General features: G+C 71.1%; 18 protein-coding genes. 2 read left to right on the top strand and 16 right to left on the bottom strand.

The window, feature by feature from the left end; all coding sequences use genetic code 11:
• Positions 1-8: 8 nt before the first annotated feature.
• The 9 genes from lepB (IE269_RS27490) to IE269_RS27450 form a co-directional block, all read right to left on the bottom strand.
• Entirely contained in the window at positions 9-845 is an 837-nt protein-coding gene (lepB, locus tag IE269_RS27490) for a signal peptidase I (RefSeq protein ID WP_189825848.1), read from the bottom strand.
• Positions 838-1,938, bottom strand: a complete 1,101-nt coding sequence (lepB, locus tag IE269_RS27485; protein WP_189825847.1) for a signal peptidase I — start codon at positions 1,936-1,938, stop codon at positions 838-840. The genes lepB (IE269_RS27490) and lepB (IE269_RS27485) overlap by 8 nt, the downstream gene beginning before the upstream one ends.
• Positions 1,931-2,671, bottom strand: coding sequence for a signal peptidase I (gene lepB, locus IE269_RS27480; protein ID WP_189825846.1), 741 nt, complete (start codon positions 2,669-2,671; stop codon positions 1,931-1,933). The genes lepB (IE269_RS27485) and lepB (IE269_RS27480) overlap by 8 nt, the downstream gene beginning before the upstream one ends.
• 45 nt (positions 2,672-2,716) lie before the next feature.
• Positions 2,717-3,067 (bottom strand): 50S ribosomal protein L19, encoded by a 351-nt coding sequence (gene rplS / locus IE269_RS27475; protein WP_189825845.1) that lies wholly within the window; start codon positions 3,065-3,067, stop codon positions 2,717-2,719.
• A 131-nt stretch (positions 3,068-3,198) separates the two neighbouring features.
• Complete coding sequence (gene trmD, locus IE269_RS27470; protein ID WP_189825844.1) at positions 3,199-4,020, bottom strand: tRNA (guanosine(37)-N1)-methyltransferase TrmD; 822 nt, start codon at positions 4,018-4,020, stop codon at positions 3,199-3,201.
• Positions 4,020-4,577, bottom strand: a complete 558-nt coding sequence (rimM, locus tag IE269_RS27465; protein ID WP_189825843.1) for a ribosome maturation factor RimM — start codon at positions 4,575-4,577, stop codon at positions 4,020-4,022. The genes trmD and rimM overlap by 1 nt, the downstream gene beginning before the upstream one ends.
• A gap of 97 nt (positions 4,578-4,674) precedes the next feature.
• Positions 4,675-4,914, bottom strand: a complete 240-nt coding sequence (locus tag IE269_RS27460; RefSeq protein ID WP_067164759.1) for an RNA-binding protein — start codon at positions 4,912-4,914, stop codon at positions 4,675-4,677.
• A gap of 2 nt (positions 4,915-4,916) precedes the next feature.
• Positions 4,917-5,354 carry a 30S ribosomal protein S16 gene (rpsP, locus tag IE269_RS27455; RefSeq protein ID WP_189825842.1) on the bottom strand — a complete coding sequence of 146 codons (438 nt, stop codon included), beginning with the start codon at positions 5,352-5,354 and terminating at the stop codon, positions 4,917-4,919.
• A 192-nt stretch (positions 5,355-5,546) separates the two neighbouring features.
• Positions 5,547-6,140 carry a hypothetical protein gene (locus IE269_RS27450; protein ID WP_189825841.1) on the bottom strand — a complete coding sequence of 198 codons (594 nt, stop codon included), beginning with the start codon at positions 6,138-6,140 and terminating at the stop codon, positions 5,547-5,549.
• 538 nt (positions 6,141-6,678) lie between these two features.
• On the opposite strand from IE269_RS27450, the gene IE269_RS27445 reads away from it, so the two are divergent.
• A complete protein-coding gene (locus IE269_RS27445) occupies positions 6,679-7,527 on the top strand; it encodes a class I SAM-dependent methyltransferase (RefSeq protein ID WP_189825840.1) in 849 nt (282 codons plus the stop codon).
• Between the two features lie 225 nt (positions 7,528-7,752).
• Here IE269_RS27445 and ftsH read toward each other — a convergent pair whose 3' ends face one another.
• The 6 genes from ftsH to nsdA form a co-directional block, all read right to left on the bottom strand.
• Positions 7,753-9,684 carry an ATP-dependent zinc metalloprotease FtsH gene (gene ftsH / locus IE269_RS27440; RefSeq protein WP_189825839.1) on the bottom strand — a complete coding sequence of 644 codons (1,932 nt, stop codon included), beginning with the start codon at positions 9,682-9,684 and terminating at the stop codon, positions 7,753-7,755.
• A 152-nt stretch (positions 9,685-9,836) separates the two neighbouring features.
• Positions 9,837-11,393 (bottom strand): signal recognition particle protein, encoded by a 1,557-nt coding sequence (gene ffh, locus IE269_RS27435; RefSeq protein ID WP_189825838.1) that lies wholly within the window; start codon positions 11,391-11,393, stop codon positions 9,837-9,839.
• Positions 11,394-11,844: 451 nt separating this feature from the next.
• The gene (locus IE269_RS27430; protein ID WP_189825837.1) at positions 11,845-14,277 is read right to left on the bottom strand and encodes a [protein-PII] uridylyltransferase; all 2,433 of its coding nucleotides are present in this window, start codon (positions 14,275-14,277) and stop codon (positions 11,845-11,847) included.
• Positions 14,278-14,470: 193 nt separating this feature from the next.
• Positions 14,471-14,809 (bottom strand): P-II family nitrogen regulator, encoded by a 339-nt coding sequence (locus IE269_RS27425; protein ID WP_069170469.1) that lies wholly within the window; start codon positions 14,807-14,809, stop codon positions 14,471-14,473.
• Positions 14,806-16,179 carry an ammonium transporter gene (locus IE269_RS27420; protein ID WP_189825836.1) on the bottom strand — a complete coding sequence of 458 codons (1,374 nt, stop codon included), beginning with the start codon at positions 16,177-16,179 and terminating at the stop codon, positions 14,806-14,808. The genes IE269_RS27425 and IE269_RS27420 overlap by 4 nt, the downstream gene beginning before the upstream one ends.
• Before the next feature lie 266 nt (positions 16,180-16,445).
• Positions 16,446-17,921: a transcriptional repressor NsdA gene (nsdA, locus tag IE269_RS27415; protein WP_438817633.1), complete on the bottom strand. Its 1,476-nt coding sequence runs from the start codon at positions 17,919-17,921 to the stop codon at positions 16,446-16,448.
• A gap of 519 nt (positions 17,922-18,440) precedes the next feature.
• On the opposite strand from nsdA, the gene IE269_RS27410 reads away from it, so the two are divergent.
• The gene (locus tag IE269_RS27410) at positions 18,441-19,094 is read left to right on the top strand and encodes a bifunctional DNA primase/polymerase (protein WP_189825834.1); all 654 of its coding nucleotides are present in this window, start codon (positions 18,441-18,443) and stop codon (positions 19,092-19,094) included.
• Between the two features lie 102 nt (positions 19,095-19,196).
• Here the strand turns inward: IE269_RS27410 and ftsY are convergent, their stop codons facing one another.
• Positions 19,197-20,405 carry a signal recognition particle-docking protein FtsY gene (gene ftsY / locus IE269_RS27405; protein WP_189825833.1) on the bottom strand — a complete coding sequence of 403 codons (1,209 nt, stop codon included), beginning with the start codon at positions 20,403-20,405 and terminating at the stop codon, positions 19,197-19,199.
• Positions 20,406-20,552: the final 147 nt, after the last annotated feature.

Below are 20,552 nucleotides of genomic sequence, written 5' to 3'. Positions count from 1 at the left end.
ACGGCACCCTACCCGTCGGTACGTGCCCCGGACAGCCTCTTCCTGCGCCAGAGCACCAGCGGAAGGGCGCCCGCCAGACCCAGCGCGCCCGGCGCCACCGACACCGCGGCGGCCGTCGCGCTCGCCAGCCCCGGCTGGTCGAAGGTGTCGGGCACCGGCAGCGTCGCCCAGCGGCTGATCGGCCAGGCCACGACCACGGCCCGCCCAACGACCTCGTCGTTGTCGACGAAGCCCTTGGTGGGGAGCTTGGTGTGGTAGCGGGAGTCGAGCGAGTTCGCGCGGTTGTCGCCCATCACCCAGATCTTGCCGTCCGGCACCTTCAGCGGACCGAAGGGCTGGTCGTCGCACGGGGCGCCCTTCGGCGCGATGTACGACTTGTCGTCGAGCGCCTTGCCGTTGACGTGCACCGAGCCGCCGACCTTGCACTCGACGGTGTCGCCGCCGACCGCGATGACCCGCTTGATCAGGTCCTTGTCCTCGGCGGACGGCATCAGGCCGATGAAGCTGAGCACCTTCTGCACGGCGTTGGGCTCGACCACCGCGGTGTCGTTGAGCCAGCCGCCCGGGTCGTGGAAGACGACGACCTCGCCGCGCTCCGGCTCGGCGCCGAACCACGGGGTCAGCTTGTCGACCAGCACCCGGTCGCCCTTCTGGAGGGTCTCCTGCATCGACTCGGAGGGAATCGAGAAGGCCTGCACCAGGAAGGTCTTGATCAGCAGCGCCAGCAGGAGGGCGATGCCGATGAGGAGCGGCAGCTCCTTCCAGAAGGAACGCGGCTTCTTCGCACCCTCGTCCTCGTCGTCGCCGCTGCCGTCGCCGTCACGAACGTCCTGCGCGTCACTCACCGGTCCACCGCTCCGCTCCGCCGCCGGAGGTCCGGTCACGGGCGGGGACGCATCGGCACGCCGCTCGGGCTCGGGCTGCTCCTCGGGTCCGTCGTGTCCGGACCTGGCACCGACCGCCACATCCCCCACATCCACTCCTCACTCCGTGCCACCGCCCGCGCCCGAGAAGGCGCAGGCCCACCACTCCCATAACGAGCGGGAGTTCCCCTTGGCTCGGGAGTAGGACCTGACGATCCTGGGACGCCACCCTATGCGACTGCTGTCCCGCAGCGGCCGCCCCGGCGCGCGGTTCGGGGACCCGGGCGTAGGTGTCGGGGATCTCCAGCTTCCGCCAGTGCCCGACCGGCCAGCCGATGACGAAGGCCCGGCCCAGTACGTCCTCCTCGGAGACCGTTCCCTGGTACTTCTCGTTCAGATGGAAGCGGGAATCGGCCGAGTTCGACCGGTGGTCGCCGAGTACGAAGACCCGGCCCTCGGGGACCTTCACCTCGAACGGGGTCTTGGACGGCCGGTCGTTCGGAAACACATAGGGTTCACTGAGCGGTACGCCGTTGACGGTGACCTGACCATTCTTGTCACAGCACTTCACCGTGTCGCCGCCGACCGCGACCACCCTCTTGATCAGGTCCTGCTCGTCCGCGGACGGCAGCAGACCTATCCAGGTCAGCCCCTCCTTGACCTGTTTGATCCCGACCGGATCCTCCTTCGCCGGCTTCTTCTCCTGCTCCAGCCAGCCGCCCGGGTCCTTGAAGACGACGACTTCGCCCCGCTCGGGACGCGACCCGAACCACGGGGTCAGCTTGTCGACCAGCACCCGGTCGCCGATCCGGATCGTCTGCTCCATCGAGCCCGACGGGATCACGAAGGCCTGCACCAGGAACGTCTTCAGCACCAGCGCGATGAACAGCGCCACGACGATGAGGACGGGTATCTCCTTGACGGCAGACCTGCGCCGCCGCCGCTTCACCTTCTGCGCCAGCCTGCGCCGCTCGGCCCGGCCGGGCCCCGGCCGCTCCTCGGCGTCCGCCGTCGACCGGCTCCCGGTCGGCAGCGGGGCGTCCGCCTGCACCCGGTCCCGGCCGCGGCTACCCATGCGCGCCAGTCGCTTCCCGTACGCCGTCGAATGCGTCCGTACGCTGCGGAGCACCCCAGCGTCCCAGCGGCCAGGCGATCAGGTCCGCGCGGCCGATGACCCGCTCCACCGGCACCATGCCGCCGCCGGGGCTGCCCAGGTGGTCGCGGGAATCGCTGGAGCGGGAGCGGTGGTCGCCCAGCACCCACAGCTTCCCCTCGGGCACCACGATGTCGAAGGGCACCCGGGACGCGCTGTCGCCGGGATAGAGGTACGTCTCGTCCACGCTCCGCCCGTTCACCTGGAGCCTCCCCCGCCGGTCCACGACGACGCGGTCGCCGCCCACCCCCACCACCCGCTTCACGAAGTCGGTCTCGTCCGGCTCCGCCAGACCGAGCGAGGCCGCGGCCCAGTGCAGGGCGCCCGTGACGGGATTGCCCGCGGGTTGCTCCCGTACGAACGAGCCCTCCCCGTCGAACACCACCACGTCCCCGCGCTGCGGCTCGGCCCCGAAACGGTACGCCAGCTTGTTCACCAGCACACGGTCGCCCACCTCCAGGGTGGGCTGCATCGAGGTGCTGGGGATCAGGAAGGGCTGCACCACGAATCCGCTGAGCAGCAGGAGGAAGGCGAGACAGGCGACGGCGTACGTCAGGGGGCGGTAAAAACGCGCGGAGCGCGACCGCTCCTCGTCCCCCGGAGGGGAGTCGGAAGAGCGGTCGCGCTCCGTGTGCTGTGCTGCTTCGGTGTCCATCGGAACCCGAGCCTATCCGGCCGGTTCCGGACGCCGGAGGCGCGATCAGTTGTCGCGCTTCTCCTTGATCTTGGCGGCCTTGCCGCGCAGCTCGCGCAGGTAGTACAGCTTCGCGCGACGCACGTCACCGCGGGTGACGACCTCGATCTTCTCGAAGATCGGGGAGTTCACCGGGAAGGTGCGCTCGACGCCGACGGAGAAGGAGACCTTGCGGACCGTGAAGGTCTCGCGGACGCCCGCACCCTGGCGGCGGATGACGACACCCTTGAACTGCTGCACACGGGAGCGGTTGCCCTCGATGACGCGGACGTGCACGTTGACCGTGTCGCCCGGGCGGAAGGCGGGAACGTCGCTGCGCAGCGACGCGGCGTCGACGGAGTCGAGCAGGTGAGACATGTGAGTCTGCTTTCTTCACTGATGCCACAGGTCATCAGCGGCATGTGTCGAGATGAAAGGGAGTGCTGTACGCGTCGCTACGGGCGTCGTTCCCCCTGTGGCAGGGGCGCACGTGGACGGACAACAGCTGCTTATTCTTCCACGGCCTCGGGGTTACGCCCAAATCGTCCGTCCGGGCCCGGCTTCCAGCCCAGGATCGAGAGCATCTCCCGGTCCTTCTTGTCGAAGGCGGCGGGGTCCGTGCGCTCGATCAGGTCCGGCCGGTTCGCGGTCGTACGGCGGAAGGCCTCGTCGCGACGCCAGCGGGCGATCTTGCCGTGGTGGCCGCTCATGAGTACGTCGGGGATGGTGCGCCCGCGCCACTCGGGGGGCTTGGTGTAGACGGGCCCCTCCAGCAGATTGGCCATCGCGCCGAGGGCGAAGGAGTCGTCCTGGTGGGACTCGGCGTTGCCGAGGACGCCGGGGAGCAGGCGGGCGACGGCCTCGGTGATGACGAGGACGGCCGCCTCGCCGCCGGCCAGGACGTAGTCGCCGATGGACACCTCGTACACCGGCATCCGCGTCGCGTACTCATCCATGACGCGGCGGTCGATGCCCTCGTAGCGGGCCGGCGCGAACACCAGCCACGGCTGCTCGGAGAGCTCGACGGCAAGTTCCTGCGTGAAGGGGCGGCCGCTGGGGGTGGGCACGACCATGACGGGGCCGTGCGCGCCCGTCTCGTACCCGTCGGCGAGGGCCTCATCGACGCAGGCGCCCCACGGGTCGGGCTTCATGACCATGCCGGGGCCGCCGCCGTAGGGGGTGTCGTCGACGGTGTTGTGGCGGTCGTACGTCCACTGCCGCAGGTCGTGCGCGTGGACGTCGAGGACGCCGCGGGCGCGGGCCTTGCCGACCAGGGAGACGTTGAGCGGTTCCAGGTACTCGGGGAAGATCGTGACGATGTCGAGCCGCATCAGTTCGCGTCCTCTTCCGCGTCCCTGGTGGAGGCCACGACGGCCTCGCTGTCATCGATCAGGCCCGGCGGCGGGTCGATGACGGCCCGCTGCTCCTCCAGGTCGATCCCGGTGACGATCTCCTCCACGAACGGGATCATCACCTCGCTGCCGTCCTCGCGCTCCACGATGAACAGGTCCTGCGAGGGCAGGTGCGTGATCTCGCTGATCCGGCCGATCAGGGTGCCGTCGGCCAGCACCACATCGAGGTCGATCAGCTGGTGGTCGTAGAACTCCTCGGGGTCCTCGGGACGCTCCTCGGGGTCGACGTCCGAGATCAGCAGGGTGTTGCGCAGGGCCTCGGCCGCAGTGCGGTCCTTGACGCCCTCGAAGCGCAGCAGCAGCCTGCCGCTGTGCACCCGGCCGGTCTCGACGGTCAGCGGGCCCACGCCTGCGGGGTCCGTGGCCAGGACGGCGCCGGGGCCGAGCCGCAGTTCGGGCTCGTCCGTGCGCACCTCGACGGTGACCTCGCCCTTGATCCCGTGGGCGCGGCCGATCCGCGCGACTACCAGCTGCACTCTCGTTCTCCTGTGTCAAACGTACGGAAATGACAACGGGCCGGGGCGGGCCTCAGCCCTCCCCGGCCCCTGCCGGTAATGCTCTACTGCCTGATGCTCAGTGGGCCTGGTCCACGTCGACGAGGTCGACGCGAATGCCACGGCCACCGATGGCCCCCACGACGGTACGCAGGGCGCGGGCGGTACGGCCGTTGCGGCCGATCACCTTGCCGAGGTCGTCGGGGTGCACCCGGACCTCAAGGACACGTCCACGACGCAGGGTGCGCGAGGCGACCTGCACGTCGTCGGGGTTGTCCACGATGCCCTTCACGAGGTGCTCAAGAGCCTCCTCGAGCATGATCAGGCCTCGGTCGACTCAGCGGCGTCGGCCGGAGCCTCGTCCGCCTTCTTGTCGGCCTTCTTCGCCTTCGGGGTGATGGCCTCGCCCTTGGCGTCGCCACCCTCGAGGGCCTTCGCGAAGGCGTCGAAGGAAGCGCGCTTGTCTTCCTTGGTCGCCGGCTGGAGCAGCGGCGCGGGGGCCGGGAGGCCCTTGTGCGCCTGCCAGTCGCCGGTGAGCTTCAAGATGGCGAGAACGGCCTCGGTCGGCTGGGCGCCGACAGACAGCCAGTACTGGGCACGCTCGGCGTTGACCTCGATGCGCGACGGGTTCTGCACCGGGTGGTACAGACCGATCTCCTCGATGGCGCGGCCGTCACGGCGGGTGCGCGCGTCGGCGACGACGATGCGGTAGTGAGGCGAACGGATCTTACCGAGGCGCTTCAGCTTGATCTTGAGCACTGGAGTGTTCTCTCCTGGAATTGACGTGGTTGGGCACAACGGGATGCCACGTGGGGTTGCGGTACTCGTTAGTGCCCGATGGACGCGTCAGCCGGAGGAGAGAGGGGTCCTGTGCGGCTGTCGAGTACAGCTGCCCATTGTGCCACAGCAATGGAGCACGCCGCCCCCCGGCCGGGGCCTTGCCGCAGGGCCTCAGCTCGCGGCGCCCACCACGTCGGGGATACGGAACGGCTTGCCGCAGCCGCCGCACACGATGGGGGCCTGGGCCAGCACCGACGGCACCACGCGGACGTTGCGCCCGCAGTCGCAGACGGCCTTGACCCGCACCCCTCCCCCGGAGGAACCGTGCCGGGCGGCCGGACCGCGGAAGGACCGCTTGGTGTCCGCCGCCGTCGCGACCGTGTGCGCCTTCAGCGCGCGCGACAGCCGCTCGATCGTGGGACGGTAGCGGCGCTTGGCCTCGGGGTTGAGCGCGACCAGGGAGAAACCGCTGCTGGGATGCGGCTCCTCCTGGTGGTCCAGGCCCAACTCCTCGGCGATCGCCAGGAATCGGCGGTTGTGGTAGCGACCGGCGCGCGAGGTGTCACGGATGCCGCGGGCCGCGGCGATGCCGTGGACTGCCTCGTGCAGCAGTCGTTCGAAGGAGAGGGCCGCGCCGCAGGCGGACGAGGACTCTCCGATCAGGGACTCGGGCGCGGCAAGATCGGGCAGCTCGGGGTGGTACCGCTGAATGTCGGCCCACGCCTGCGCCAGTTCTGCGGCGAGGACAGGTGGTGTCGTGCTCACGACGTGACAACGACCGGGAGTGCCCCCGTGTTCCTATTCCGGGGCATCCCAAATAATTTGCACGTACCAGTCAGTTCCCGCTGATGCTTCCCGACGAGGGCGGGTGCGCCGATCTGCGGAGGACCCGCGCAGCCCGCGCCAAGGCGGTACGTATCCCCGGCTACGCCTGCGCGGGTAGCTCCGCCGCCGGTCGGGGGCCCGCGGCGGCCCACGTGCCCCATGTGGCGACGGCCGCAGCAGGGCTGTCGCGACGGTGGTGTCCTGTCGCCGGCGCCGGAGTGCCGGTGTCACCGTAGCGGCGCTCGCACCGGCGTCGGTTCTCGGACAGACGCCGTACGGTCGCCCGCGCTTCCGGGACCACGGTCGCGGCGGACCGCCCGGGCCGCCCCGCACTAGGCGCAAGCATTGCCCCATGCCCCCTGGACTTGGGGACGGATGCGGAGTTCCCTGACATACGGGGGACGTGCCGTAGCGCACACACCACGGGGGTTGCCATATACGGGGAACGACACCTCACGGCGGATTGGGGCGCTTTCTGATGACACCCACGCTCGTCCGGCACCACCCGAGCGCGGCCTCTGCCCGGACCGGCGCACGCGCGTACGCCCGCGCGCGCGACTGGGCCGAGATCCAGGAACGGATGCTGGTTCCGCTCTACGAAGCGGTGTACGAGCGGCTGGAGGTGGGTGCTGCCACCCGGCTGCTCGGCCTCGACTGCGGCGCGGGCCTGGCCCTGCTCGTCGCGGCCTCCCGGGGCGCGCACGTCACCGGCGTCGACGCAGACCCGGCGTTCGTCGCGCACGCGCGCGGGCGGCTCGCCGACGACGGGGCCCCCGGGGACCACCCGGGCTCGGTGGTGTGCGGCACTCCCGCCGACGCGGTCGACGGGGCACCGTACAACCTGGTCACCGCCTTCGCGCCGATCGGCTGTGCCGGCGGGGACGCCGACGGGCTCACACCGGCGCTGGAGGCGGCCGTGCCGCTGGTCGGCCGGGGTGAGCCCGTGGTGCTGACCGGCTGGGGTCCGCCGGAGCGGTGTGCCACGTCGGCGGTGCTGCGGGTGGCCACCCGGCTGACGGACTCGCCCAGGGCGTCGGGGCCCGGCGGCTGGCGTCCGGCGCTGCGCGACGACCTGGAGGACGTGGCGTCGCGGTCCGGTCTCAAGCCGGACGGCTCGGGGCGGGTGGCCTGCCCGTTCGGGTACGGCGACATGGACAGTGCGGTGCGGGGCCTGCTGTCGACCGGCCTCTTCGACGCGGCGGTGCGGGCGACCGACCCGGCGCAGGTCGAGAAGGAGCTGGTGGAGGCACTGCATCCGCACCTGCGCCCGGACGGCACGGTGTGGATGCCGAACGTGTTCCGGTACCTGATCGCCCGGAAGCCGTGACAGGAGTACGGGTCCTGCTCACCCGTACGCCTCCGTGCGCGGAAGGGAGTTGACGCTTCCACGCACGTCCTTGCACCGCAGGGCTGCGTGCCCGGAGCGGAGTTGACGCATCCGTGCACCGCAGGGCTCCGTGCCCGGAGCGGAGTTGACCGCTCCGGGCGCCACAGGCCCTGGCGCCGGAGCGCGATCGGTGCCTCCGGCACACCCCGCACGGCGGCGGCAGCCCTACGCGTCCGGCTTCGACAGGCGGGTGATGCCCGCCGCCCGGTACGCGGCCGCCTCTTCGAGGGTCTCGTTCTCCAGCAGCGCCTGCGACAGGGCGTCCAGCTTGGGCCGGTTCGCCTCCAGCAGACGGATCGCCTGCGCATAGCACTCGTCGACGATCCGGCGCATCTCGCTGTCGACCGCGTCCAGCGTCGCGGGGGCGGCAGACAGTCCGTACGCCTGCTGCGCATCGGACGGGATGGCGGTGAGACGACCGACCCGCTCGCTCATCCCCCAGCGGCCCACCATGCCCCTGGCCAGGTTGGTGACCTGCTCCAAGTCGTTCTCCGCACCCGTCGTAATCACGTCGAAAACGACCTGCTCGGCGGCCATTCCACCGAGGGCACCGATGATTCTGCCGCGCAAATATTCCTCGGTGTAGGCGTACTTGTCGGCGTCCGGCGTGGAGAGCGTGACACCGAGCGCACGCCCGCGCGGCACGATGGTGATCTTGCGTACGGGGTCGGCGCCCGGCTGGAGCATGCCGAGCAGCGCGTGCCCGCTCTCGTGGTACGCGGTCCTGCGCCGCTCCTCCTCCGGCATGACCAGCGGCCGCTCCGCACCGAGCTGGACCTTCTCCAGCGCGTCCGAGAGATCGGACTGGGTGACGGCGTCCTGCTTGCGCTTGACCGCGAGGAGGGCCGCCTCGTTGGCGAGGTTGGCCAGGTCCGCGCCGGTCATGCCCGGGGTCGTACGGGCGACCTGCGCGAGGTCGACGCCCTCGGCGAGCGGGATGGACCGGGTGTGGATCTTCAGGATGGCCTCGCGGCCGCCCCGGTCGGGCGGGCTGACGGTGACGACGCGGTCGAAGCGGCCGGGACGGGTGAGGGCGGGGTCCAGGACGTCGACGCGGTTGGTGGCGGCGATGACGACGACGCCCTCGGAGCCGGAGAAGCCGTCCATCTCGGTGAGGATCTGGTTGAGCGTCTGCTCGCGCTCGTCGTGCCCGCCCATGCCGGCGCCGCCGCCGCGGGCCCGGCCGATGGTGTCGATCTCGTCGATGAAGATGATCGCGGGGGCGACCTTGCGGGCCTCCGCGAACAGCTCGCGCACACGCCCCGCACCCACGCCGACGATCATCTCGATGAACTCGGAGGCGGAGGCCGAGAAGAAGGGGACGCCCGCCTCACCGGCGACGGCCCGCGCGAGCAGCGTCTTTCCCGTACCCGGAGGACCCGCGAGGAGCACGCCGCCGGGCATCCGGGCACCGAGCCTGCGGTACGCCTCCGGGTTCTTGAGGAAGTCGACGACCTCCTCCAGCTCGCCCTCGACCTCGTCGATGCCCGCGACGTCCTCGAAGGTGGTGCGCTTGTCGGCGGCCACCTCGACGGGCTTGGGCGGAGCCTTGCGCCCGAGGCCACCCATGCCTCCCCCGCCGAGCCCGCTGCTCATCCGCCGGGCGATGAACACCCACAGGGCCACGAGCAGCAGCATCGGGGCGAGCGAGATGAGCAGGTTGGCCAGGAAGGAACGTTCCTCCACGACCGGCTTCGCGGTGACGGTCACGCCGTCCTTGGTCAGCTCGTCCCACAGCTTGTCGTCGGCGAAGGCCGGGCGCTGAGTGAGGAACTTCGTGTACTTCTGGTCCTTCTCCCCCTCCGGAACGGGCTGTTCCTTCTTCAGCTCGCCCTGGATCGCGTCGCCCTTGGAGTAGATCTTGGCGACGTTGTTCGAGGTCACCTGCTTGCTGAACTCGGTGTACGCGATCGTCGGCTCGTCGCCCTCGTTGAAGAAGCCGAGCACGATGTTGGTGAGCAGATAGACGATCAGCGCCGTCATCGCGAGCCGGCCCCACCCGCCGGGCATCTTCTTCTTCTCGGGCGGCGGAGGCGGGGCGCCCTCGGAACGCCACGGCTGGTCAGGGGTCTGGCGCGGCGGCACGGGGTTGCTCATACGGGGACGTTACGACACATACTCGGGCCGGGCATTCCCGGGGTGGCCGTACGAAAATCGCCCCGGGCACCCCCGGGGCGGCTGAACGAAAACGCCGTGGGCGCCCTCGGAGGAGGGCGCCCACGGCGTCGTACGAAATCCTGCGGCTGCTGCTAGCCCATGAACTTCTTGAACTCGTCCGGGAGCTCGAAGTCCTTGCCGCCCTGACCTGCGGGAAGGCCGAACGCGCCGCCGCCCTGCGCGGCCTGCTCGCGGCGCTCGGCGGCCGCCTGCTCCTCGGCCTTGCGCTTCATCGGGTTGCCGGACTTGCGCTTGCCCTTGGCCTGCTTGATCTGCTTCTTCTGCTTGCCGGGGCCGCCGCCCATCCCGGGGATGCCCGGCATGCCGGGCATGCCGCCGCCCTGGGCCATCTTCGACATCATCTTGCGGGCGTCGAAGAACCGCTCGACCAGATTCTTGACGGCGCTGACCTCGACACCCGACCCCTTGGCGATACGGGCGCGGCGCGAGCCGTTGATGATGGTCGGCTCGGCGCGCTCCTTGGGCGTCATCGACTTGATGATGGCCGCGGTGCGGTCGACGTCCTTCTCGTCCAGGTTGGCGATCTGGTCCTTGATCTGCCCCATGCCCGGCAGCATGCCGAGCAGCTTGGAGATCGAGCCCATCTTGCGGACCTGCTCCATCTGGGCCAGGAAGTCGTCGAGCGTGAAGTCCTTGCCGCCCTTGGAAGACTGCAGCTTGGAGGCCATTTTGGCGGCCTCTTCCTGGCTGAAGGTCTTCTCCGCCTGCTCGATCAGGGTGAGCAGGTCACCCATGTCGAGGATGCGCGAGGCCATGCGGTCCGGGTGGAAGGCGTCGAACTCGTCGAGCTTCTCGCCGTTGGACGCGAACATGATCTGACGGCCGGTGACGTGCGCGATCGACAGCGCGGCACCACCTCGGGCGTCACCGTCGAGCTTCGACAGCACGACGCCGTCGAAGCCGACGCCGTCGCGGAAGGCCTCGGCCGTGTTGACCGCGTCCTGACCGATCATGGCGTCGACGACGAAGAGGATCTCGTCCGGGCTGACGGCGTCGCGGATGTCCGCGGCCTGCTGCATCAGCTCCTGGTCGATGCCGAGGCGACCGGCGGTGTCGACGACGACCACGTCGTACTGCTTGGTCTTCGCGTACTCGATGGAGTCCTTGGCCACGGTGACCGGGTCACCGACACCGTTGCCCGGCTGCGGCGCGTACACGGCCACACCGGCGCGCTCGGCGACAACGCTGAGCTGGTTGACGGCGTTGGGGCGCTGGAGGTCGCAGGCGACGAGGAGCGGGGAGTGCCCCTCGCCCTTCAGCCACAGGCCGAGCTTTCCGGCGAGGGTCGTCTTACCGGCGCCCTGGAGACCCGCGAGCATGATCACGGTCGGGCCGGACTTGGCGAACCGCAGACGGCGGGTCTCGCCGCCGAGGATCGTCACGAGCTCTTCGTTGACGATCTTGAGCACCTGCTGGGCAGGGTTGAGCGCCTTGGAGACCTCGGCACCGGCGGCGCGTTCCTTCACCTTCTTGATGAAGGCACGGACGACGGGCAGCGCCACGTCCGCTTCCAGCAGGGCGATGCGGATCTCGCGGGCGGTGGCGTCGATGTCCGCCTCGGACAAGCGGCCCTTGCCCCGGAGATTCTTGAAAGTCGCGGAAAGGCGATCGGAGAGGGTATCGAACACTGTGGTCGCAGATCCTCGGGTTGGGGGCGGAGTCCTTGGCCCCCCAGAGTATCCGGCCCGGCAAAACGTCAGCCCCCGCCCGCCGGTTTCCGGCGGACGGGGGCTGGAGCCCCGCATGCGTGGGGAGCAGGGCGGCCTCCAAGAGGCTGCCGTTTCCTCGGAGTGGACCATCCCCGCATGTGGCGGGGACCGATAGAAGGTGAACGAGCGAGCCCGATCCAGCGTCACGACGTGCGGCGGCCCGCCGCCCAAGGGGGTCGAGGGAGGCTGCGAAGCAGCCGTCCCTCCAGGGGCGCGGGGAACTGCGCGGCCAGCCACGGCGCACCCGCACGTCACGGGACCAGCCGCGCGGCCAGCGCTCCAGGGAAGGGGCGGGTAGGGGCGGGGAGGGGAGAAATGCCCCGCGCAGCGGCCTGACCCGCAGCCCCCACCGGCCCGCACAAACGCCCCCTCACCCCAACGCCGCCCCCACCCCCCGCGCCACCCCCGCCGCCTCGCCCGCCCCCAGCGGCCCACCATCAACCCCCGTCACATAGAACGCGTCGACCGCACTCGCCCCCAACGTCGACACATGCGCACTCCGCACCCGCACCCCCGCCCCCTCCAGCGCCCGCCCGATCCGGTGCAGCAGGCCCGGGGCGTCCTGGGCCCGTACCTCCAGCACCGTCGCGTGCCGGGAGGCCGAGGCCGCGACCGTGACCCGGGGCGGCGGGGGCTGCACCGACCTGCGCCGCACCCCCGCCTCGTACGCCTTCTCCCGTTCGGCCAGCCGCGACGGCAGGTCCAGCGAGCCGTCCAGCGCCCGCACCAGGTCCGCCCGCAGCCGCGCGGCCTCCGGGAGGCCCCCGTAGGCCGCCGCCACCCGCCACACCAGCAGCAGCACCGGCTCAGCCCCCTCCACCGGCACGTCGGCCAGGCGGAGTTCGGCCGTGCGTACCGTCAGCCGGTGCATCGCCAGCACGCCCGCCACCGCCGGGAGCACCCCGGGCTGGTCCGGCAGCGCGATCGACAGCTCGACCCCGAGCGCCGCGTCCCCCTCCTCCCGGGCCCGCAGAGCCAGCACAGGACCGCCCGTGCGGTACGCCTCGACCGCGAGCCGCTCCTGCTCGGCGCTCGGTACGGCGGGTTCCGCCTCGGCCAGGGGCTCCCCCGCCAGCACGGCGCCCACCCGCTTCACCAGGTCCGCCACCAGTGACGCCCGCCATGCCGACCACGCCGCCGGTCCCGTCGCCAGCGCGTCCGCCTCGGTGAGGGCGTGCAGCAGCTCCAGCGTGGAGACGGACCCGACCGCCTCCGCGACCCCTCGCACCGTCGCCGGGTCGTCCAGATCGCGCCGGGTCGCCGTCTCGACCAGCAGCAGGTGATGACGTACGAGAGTGGCGAGGACGGCGACGTCCGCCGCGTCGAAGCCGATCCGCGCGGCCATGTCGCGGGCGATGGTCTCCCCCGCCACCGAGTGGTCGCCGGGCCAGCCCTTGCCGATGTCGTGCAGCAGGGCTGCCACGAGCAGCAGGTCGGGGCGGTGCACCCGCCGGGTCATCCCGGCCGCGCGCACCGCCGTCTCGACCAGGTGCCGGTCGACGGTCCAGGTGTGCACGGGGTTGCGCTGCGGCCGGCACCGCACGCGCTCCCAGTCCGGCAGCAGCCGGGTGATCAGCCCCTCCGCCTCCAGCGCCTCCCACACCGGAACCGCTGCCTCCGCCGCGCCGAGCAGCGTCACCAGCTCCTCCCGGGCCTCCGCCGGCCACGGCACCGGCAACGGCGGGGCGACCTTCGCCAGTTGTCGTACGACATGGAGGTTGACCGGCACTCCCGCCTGTGCGGCAGCGGCCGCCGCGCGCAACGGGAGCACCGCGTCCTTCTCCGGCCGGGCGGTGCGCGCGAGCACCGCCTCGCCGTCCTGCTCGACCACCCCGTCGGCGAGCGGCGTGCGCTCCGGCGCCGGACGCCCGCCGAGCAGCGCCTTCAGACGCGGGCGTACGGAACGGGACTTGAGCACGCGCTCGACCTCCCGCCAGGTCACCTCGCTGGCGTACGAGAGGGTGCGCGCGGCCTCGTACACCTGCCGCAGCAGTACGTCCGCGTCCAGCAGCCCGAGGGCGTCGGCGACCTGGTCCTGCTCCTGGAGGGCGAGGCGGTCGGTGGCGCGTCCGGTGGTGAGGTGGAGTGCGTCGCGTACGTCGAGGAGGGTGCGGCGGGCGGCGGCCAGGCCCTCGCGGGGGGCGTCGGCCACCCAGGAGGCGGCGACGGCGCGCAGGGCGGTGGCGTCGCGGAGGCCGCCGTGCGCCTCCTTGAGGTCGGGCTCCAGGAGGTACTGCAACTCCCCGGCGCGCTCGGCCCGTTCGAGGCCCAGCTCGCGCAGTTCGGGCAGCCGCTTCACCGCCTGGTTGCGCCAGTCGGCGAGGACGGCGGTGCGCAGTCCCGCGGTGAGGCCGAGGTCGCCGGCGACGTGCCGGGCGTCGAGGAGGCCGAGGTGGACCTTGAGGTCGTCACCGGCGACCTTGCGGGCCTCGGACGCCGTGCGTACGGAGTGGTCGAGGGCGATGCCGAGGTCCCACACCGGGTACCAGACGCGGTCCGCGAGGGCGGCGATCGCGCCGCTGTCCCGCCCGTCGTGCAGGAGCAGCAGGTCGAGGTCGCTGCGCGGGGAAAGCTCGCCCCGCCCGTACCCGCCGACGGCGACGAGGGCGGCGCCGCGCACCCCGGACTCGCGGGCGGCGGTCTCGAAGAGGGCGCTCACCCACTCGTCGGTGATCCGGGAGAGCCCGGAACGGCGCGGCGGCCCGGACCGCGACTCCGCGTCGAGGAGTCGCAGCCGGGCCGCCGCGTAGCCGCTGGGTCCCGGGGAGTCGTTCCGGTCGTCGTTCTCTTCCACACTCGCCACCAGGGGTTCGTCGTCAGGAATTCGTACGTCCGCGGGCTCCGGGGCCGCGTCCGGGACCCGCCTCTGGGGACCCGCCTTCGCAGTACGGTCTCCGGGGGCGTCCGGTGCGGCTCCGGAAGCGCGCGGTGCTCGGCCGCTGCCACGACCGGCACCGCGCCAGTACCCGGAGCCCGCCCGCACCCAGCGCTCCGCGCTACAACGCGTCCGGCCCGCGCTCCCCCGTCCTGACCCGGACCGCCGTCTCGACCGGCACGCTCCAGACCTTGCCGTCGCCGATCTTGCCGGTGCGGGCGGCCTTCACGACCACGTCGATCAGCTGCTCGGCGTCCTCGTCCTCGACCAGCACCTCGATGCGGATCTTGGGGACCAGGTCGACGGTGTACTCGGCGCCCCGGTAGACCTCGGTGTGGCCGCGCTGGCGGCCGTAGCCGCTGGCCTCGGTAACGGTCAGGCCCTGGACCCCGAAGGCCTGGAGGGCTTCCTTGATCTCGTCCAGCCGGTGCGGCTTGACGACCGCCGTGATCAGCTTCATGCGTCCACCTTCTTGCTCGCTTCTGCGGTCGGGCCGGGGACGGGAGTGCGGGGCGCGGTGCCGCCGCCGGCTCCCGTGAAGTCGTAGGCAGTCTCCGCGTGTTCGGTCTGGTCGATGCCGGAGACTTCGACGTCCTCCTCGACCCGCATGCCCATCGTCTTGTCGATGAGGAAGGCGAGGAGCGCGGAGACCAGGAGAGAGTAGGCGAGGACGGCGAAGACGCCCACGGCCTGCTTGCCGAGCTGCTCGAGCCCGCCGCCGTAGAAGAGGCCCTTGGCCTCGGACTGCACGCCTCCGGTGGCGAAGAAGCCGACCAGCAGCGAGCCCAGCACACCGCCGACCAGGTGGACGCCGACGACGTCCAGGGAGTCGTCGTAACCCAGCTTGTACTTGAGGCCGACGGCCATGGCGCACACGACACCGGCGATGACACCGATGGCGATCGCGCCGAGCGGGGAGCAGGAGCCGCCGGACGGGGTGATCGCGACCAGTCCGGCCACCGCGCCCGAGGCCGCGCCCAGCGTGGTGAACGCACCGTGCCGGATCTTCTCGTACGCCAGCCAGGCCAGCATCGCGGCGGCCGTGGCGACCTGGGTGTTGACGAACATGACCGCGCCCACACCGTCGTCGTTGCCCAGCCACGAACCGGCGTTGAAGCCGAACCAGCCGAACCACAGCAGGCCCGCGCCGAGCATGACCAGCGGCAGGCTGTGCGGCCGCATCGGGTCCTTCTTGAAGCCGACCCGCTTGCCGATGACGAGGATGACGCCGAGCGCCGCCGCACCCGCGTTGATGTGGACGGCCGTACCGCCCGCGAAGTCGATGACGCCCATCTCGAAGAGCCAGCCGCCGGCGCCCCACACCCAGTGGGCGACGGGGAAGTACACGACGACCGCCCACAGCGTGATGAACAGCGCCCAGGCGGTGAACTTCACCCGGTCCGCGAGCGCACCGCTGATCAGGGCGGGCGTGATGATCGCGAACATCAGCTGGAAGACGGCGAAGACGTAGATCGGGACGGTGTAGCCGTCCCAGAGTTCGGTGAGGCCGAGGCCGCTCAGCCCGACGAAGTCCGAACTCCAGCCGATCACGGAGCCGATGTCGTCGCCGAAGGCGAGGCTGAAGCCGAAGAGCACCCACAGGATCGTGACGATCCCGAGGCTGATGAAGCTCATCATCAGCATGTTCAGGGTGGACTTGACCCGGACCATGCCTCCGTAGAAGAAGGCCAGGCCCGGTGTCATCAGCATCACCAGGGCGGAACAGATGAGCATGAAGCCGGTGTTGGCGGCAGACAGCGTGGGGGTGTCGGCGGCGAGCGTCACCGCGAGCCCGGATTGCAGGGTGTCTGTCGTGATGCCTGGGGGCATCGGCGTCTCCTCGTCTCGGGGCGGCCAGTGCGGGGGTGGCTGGTTATGGGCCCTGAGAGTGGCGGAGCGCGGTTTCGGCGGATGCCGCTGGGTGTTTCGCCGGGGTGACGATGACGTCGTACGTGTTACGCGGAAATGAACGGACCGATCATCGCCGACAGACATGGGCCGACCGCGACAGCTACCCGGGTGACCTGGCGTGGGGGAGCCGAGTCGGGCTTCACGGGGTCGCTGTCGCGGCCGGGTTCAAGGAGTCCCGCAGGGGACTACACCGCCTCGGCGGCTTCGGGGAGCTTCGCCCCCAACTGGTCGGTGAGATCGTGCACTTCGGCCACGTCGCCGAACTCCCGCACAGCACCTTCGACGGTCTTGCGCAGCCGGTTGTTGACCCGCTCGGAGCGGATCTTCCCGGCGATCTCCAGCGCCCGCTCGGAGTAGTCGACGGCCTGCTCGGGCTCGCGCTTGAGGAGGTGCACGGTGGCCATGCCGATGAGGTTGAGTGCGTACGAGCGCTGGTGCTCGGTGTCCTTCTCGAAGAGCTGCACGGCCCGCTCCATGACCGGTTCGGCGAGTGAGGCGTAGGTGGGGCTGCGGCCGGCGACGTAGGCGAGGTCGCGGTACGAGTGCGAGTTCTCGCCGTTGAGTTCGGCCTCGGAGAAGAAGCCGATCCAGTCGGGGTCCTGCTCGTCGTCGAGGCCTGCGTCGACGAAGGTGTCCTCGGCCATCCGGACGGCCCTCTTGCACTTGCTGGGCTGGCCCATGTTGGCGTAGGCGCGGGCCTCCATCGCATACAGCATGGCCTGGGTGCGGGCGGTGGCGCACTCGCGGCTGCCGTACTGGGCGAGGTGGATGAGTTCGAGTGCGTCGTCGGGGCGGCCGAGGTGGATCATCTGGCGGCTCATGCTGGACAGGACGTAACTGCCGAGCGGCTTGTCGCCCGCCTCCTTGGCGGCGTGCAGGGCGAGCACGAAGTACTTCTGGGCGGTGGGCTGGAGCCCGATGTCGTAGCTCATCCAGCCCGCCAGTTCGGCCAGTTCGGCGGCGCAGCGGAAGAGCCGCTTGGAGGTGGCGGCGGGCTGCGGCTCCTGGAGCAGGTCGGTGACTTCGTGGAGCTGGCCGACGACGGCCTTGCGGCGCAGTCCGCCGCCGCACTGGGCGTCCCACTGGCGGAACATCTTGGTGGTCTCTTCGAGGAGCCGCAGTTCGGGCTCGGACAGCCGGGAAGGCCGCCGGGACGCTCCCGCGGTCTCGGCGGGTCCCGGATCACCGGCCGGCGAGGGAACCAGCCAGCGCTGCATCGGCTCGATCAGCGCGGGCCCGGCGGACAGGGCGAGCGAGGAGCCGAGGAAGCCGCGCCGGGCCAGCATCAGGTCGCTGCGGGAGAACTCGCTGAGCAGCGAGACGGTCTGCGGCCCGGCCCACGGCAGGTCAACGCCGGAGACGGAGGGCGACTGGTGGGCGGCGCGCAGCCCGAGGTCCTCGATGGCGACGACGGCGCCGAAGCGCTCGGAGAACAGCTCGGAGAGGATGCGCGGAATGGGTTCGCGGGGGTTCTCCCCGTCCAGCCAGCGGCGCACCCGGGAGGTGTCGGTGCTGATGTGGTGGGCGCCCATCTGCCGTGCCCTGCGGTTGACCTGACGCGCCAGCTCGCCCTTGGACCAGCCGCTGCGCGCGAACCACGAACCGAGCTGCTCGTTCGGGCGCTTTCCAGCGTTTCCTGCACCAGCGCTGCTGCCGCCCACGGGAACGCCCCCCATTCGTCGTCCGTCGTCCGGAGCGGGCCGCACACCGCGCTCCGGGATTCCTGCCGCATCCATGCCCTGTCTGGGACCTGCGTCCACCACATCCGCCGGGACACAACCCCTTACAGAATGCCGTGAGTTGACGCCCTCTGTACCCACGATGCGCCCCCTCGAACGGGAAACCGGCTTGCCCCCGGCATACCCACGAACGCGCGCACCTCCGGGGTCCATGCACCGAAAGTAATCCTACGATCACCCCCGTAGCGAGGGCACTTACAGAAACGCCACCATTCGCCACCCCTCCGAGTGAACTCCCTTCGCGCGAGGCGCGATTCACTTGACACGGGACGATCAGGATCCGGCGGAGCGACGCACGCCTCGGCGCGCGCACCGCCCCGCACCACCCCGGACGCCCCGGAGCGCCGCCGAAGCCGGATCGACGGCACCACCGACATGACGGAGAGTCACCGAGCCGCTCCGCCTCGTAACCACCGGCGAGTTCGACCCGTTGGAGGGGGCATGGGCTTCACGATCGGCGGCATCCGGGACATGCGCTCCGGCACACGGCGCCGCAGCCGTACGTCAGAGGGCACAGCGGTGGCGGAGTACACCGGGCTGTGGGGCTGGGACGTGGTCCCGGGAGCGAGGGCCGTCGCGGGAGTCTGCTCCTGCGGCAACACCTTGTGCGAGGCGCCCGGCGCCCATCCCTTCGACTTCGCGCAGGTCGTCCCGGCCGGGGCGACGCTGGACGACGTCACGGCGGCGTGGGCGCAGTTCCCCGGGGCAGCGGTGCTGCTCCCGGTGGGCCGGACCTTCGACGTGCTGGAGGTGGCGGAGGCGGCGGGCCGCCGGGCGCTGATCCGGCTGGAGCGGATGGGCGTGCCGCTGGGCCCGGTGAGCGTGACGCCGGACGGGCGGGCGCACTTCTTCGTGGCGCCGGGGGCTGCGGCGGCGCTGCCGGAGCTGCTGTACCGGATGGGCTGGGACGACGCGGACCTGGATCTGCGCTGTCTGGGCCCGGGTTCGTACCTGACCGCTCCCCCCTCGGACCACGCGGGCCTGGGGCACGTCCAGTGGCTGCGCCCGCCGTCGCTCGACACGGCGACGAAGCCCCCGCAGGCCCGGCTGCTGCTGGGCACGCTGGCGTACATCTGTCACCGGCACCTGGCCTGAGCGCCGTACACCGGACGGCCCCACAACCGTACGCACACAAGCCGAAGGGCCCCACCACATCTGCACCATGTGGTGGGGCCCTTCTTCGTGAGGATGCGGGGGTCAGTCCCCGATGAGCGCGTCCACGAACGCCTCCGGCTCGAACGGAGCCAGGTCGTCCGCGCCCTCACCGAGACCCACCAGCTTCACCGGCACACCGAGCTCGCGCTGGACGGCGACGACGATGCCGCCCTTGGCGGTGCCGTCGAGCTTGGTGAGGACGATGCCGGTGATGTCCACGACCTCGGCGAAGACCCGCGCCTGCACCAGGCCGTTCTGACCGGTGGTGGCGTCCAGGACAAGCAGCACCTCGTCCAGCGGGCCGTGCTTCTCCACGACGCGCTTGACCTTGCCGAGCTCGTCCATGAGGCCGGTCTTGGTGTGCAGGCGGCCCGCGGTGTCGATGAGCACGACGTCCGCGCCCTCCGCGATGCCTTCCTTGACGGCGTCGAAGGCGATCGACGCCGGGTCGCCGCCCTCGGGGCCGCGCACGGTGCGCGCGCCGACCCGGTCGCCCCAGGTCTGGAGCTGGTCGGCGGCGGCGGCGCGGAAGGTGTCGGCGGCGCCGAGCACGACCGAGCGGCCGTCGGCCACCAGGACGCGGGCGAGCTTGCCGGTGGTGGTGGTCTTGCCGGTGCCGTTGACGCCGACGACCATGACGACGCCGGGGGTGTCGACGCCGCTCTCCGTCTTCACGGCGCGGTCGAAGTCGGTGCCGACGAGGTTCAGCAGCTCCTCGCGGAGGAGGGTGCGCAGCTCGTCGGGGGTGCGGGTGCCGAGCACGCGGACGCGCTCGCGCAGGCGCTCGACGAGCTCCTGGGTGGGGGCGACGCCGACGTCGGCGGTGAGGAGGGTGTCCTCGATCTCCTCCCAGGTGTCCTCGTCGAGGTTGTCCCGGGAGAGCAGGGTCAGTAGACCCTTGCCCAGGGAGTTCTGGGAGCGGGCGAGCCGGGCGCGCAGGCGCACCAGGCGGCCGGCGGTGGGCTCGGGGACGTCGAGTGCGGGGGCCTCCGGCTCCGGCTCGACGACCGGCTCCTCGACGACGACGGGCGCGTCGGGAAGCTCGACCTCCTCGATGGTGCGGCGCGCTTCGTCCTTCGGCGGAGCGGCGTCCTCACCGACCTGAGGTTCGGCGGGCGGGGCAGTGATGGTCGGCGTGCTCGGCGGTGCCGAGGGCGGCAGCTGCTTCTTCTTGCGGCTGCTGACCACGAGCCCGCTGATCGCGCCGACCGCGACCAGGGCGATGACTACAGCAAGGATGAGGATGTCCATAACCCCACCAGTATCGGCCACGAGTTCGCCCGGGGCCCTCGTGGTGGCTTCCTCCAAGCGACATACCCCTTTTCAGGGGCGCAGTCGGGTCAAAGTACGATGGCCGTGCCTGTATCAACGCGCGTAGAGTCCTGACGATCACTCCCC

The organism is Streptomyces spiroverticillatus (assembly GCA_014650415.1).
GTDB classification, from domain to species: Bacteria; Actinomycetota; Actinomycetes; order Streptomycetales; family Streptomycetaceae; genus Streptomyces; species Streptomyces spiroverticillatus.
Note: the sequence above shows the minus strand (reverse complement) of the source record. Positions and strands in the feature narration are given on the sequence as shown.

Coding starts and splice junctions, on each gene's coding strand:
- lepB (WP_189825847.1), bottom strand. CDS start 1,938: ATGGGTAGCCGCGGCCGGGACCGGGTGCAGGCGGACGCCCCGCTGCCG.
- lepB (WP_189825846.1), bottom strand. CDS start 2,671: ATGGACACCGAAGCAGCACAGCACACGGAGCGCGACCGCTCTTCCGAC.
- rplS (WP_189825845.1), bottom strand. CDS start 3,067: ATGTCTCACCTGCTCGACTCCGTCGACGCCGCGTCGCTGCGCAGCGAC.
- trmD (WP_189825844.1), bottom strand. CDS start 4,020: ATGCGGCTCGACATCGTCACGATCTTCCCCGAGTACCTGGAACCGCTC.
- IE269_RS27460 (WP_067164759.1), bottom strand. CDS start 4,914: ATGCTCGAGGAGGCTCTTGAGCACCTCGTGAAGGGCATCGTGGACAAC.
- IE269_RS27445 (WP_189825840.1), top strand. CDS start 6,679: ATGACACCCACGCTCGTCCGGCACCACCCGAGCGCGGCCTCTGCCCGG.
- ftsH (WP_189825839.1), bottom strand. CDS start 9,684: ATGAGCAACCCCGTGCCGCCGCGCCAGACCCCTGACCAGCCGTGGCGT.
- IE269_RS27425 (WP_069170469.1), bottom strand. CDS start 14,809: ATGAAGCTGATCACGGCGGTCGTCAAGCCGCACCGGCTGGACGAGATC.
- IE269_RS27420 (WP_189825836.1), bottom strand. CDS start 16,179: ATGCCCCCAGGCATCACGACAGACACCCTGCAATCCGGGCTCGCGGTG.
- IE269_RS27410 (WP_189825834.1), top strand. CDS start 18,441: ATGGGCTTCACGATCGGCGGCATCCGGGACATGCGCTCCGGCACACGG.
- ftsY (WP_189825833.1), bottom strand. CDS start 20,405: ATGGACATCCTCATCCTTGCTGTAGTCATCGCCCTGGTCGCGGTCGGC.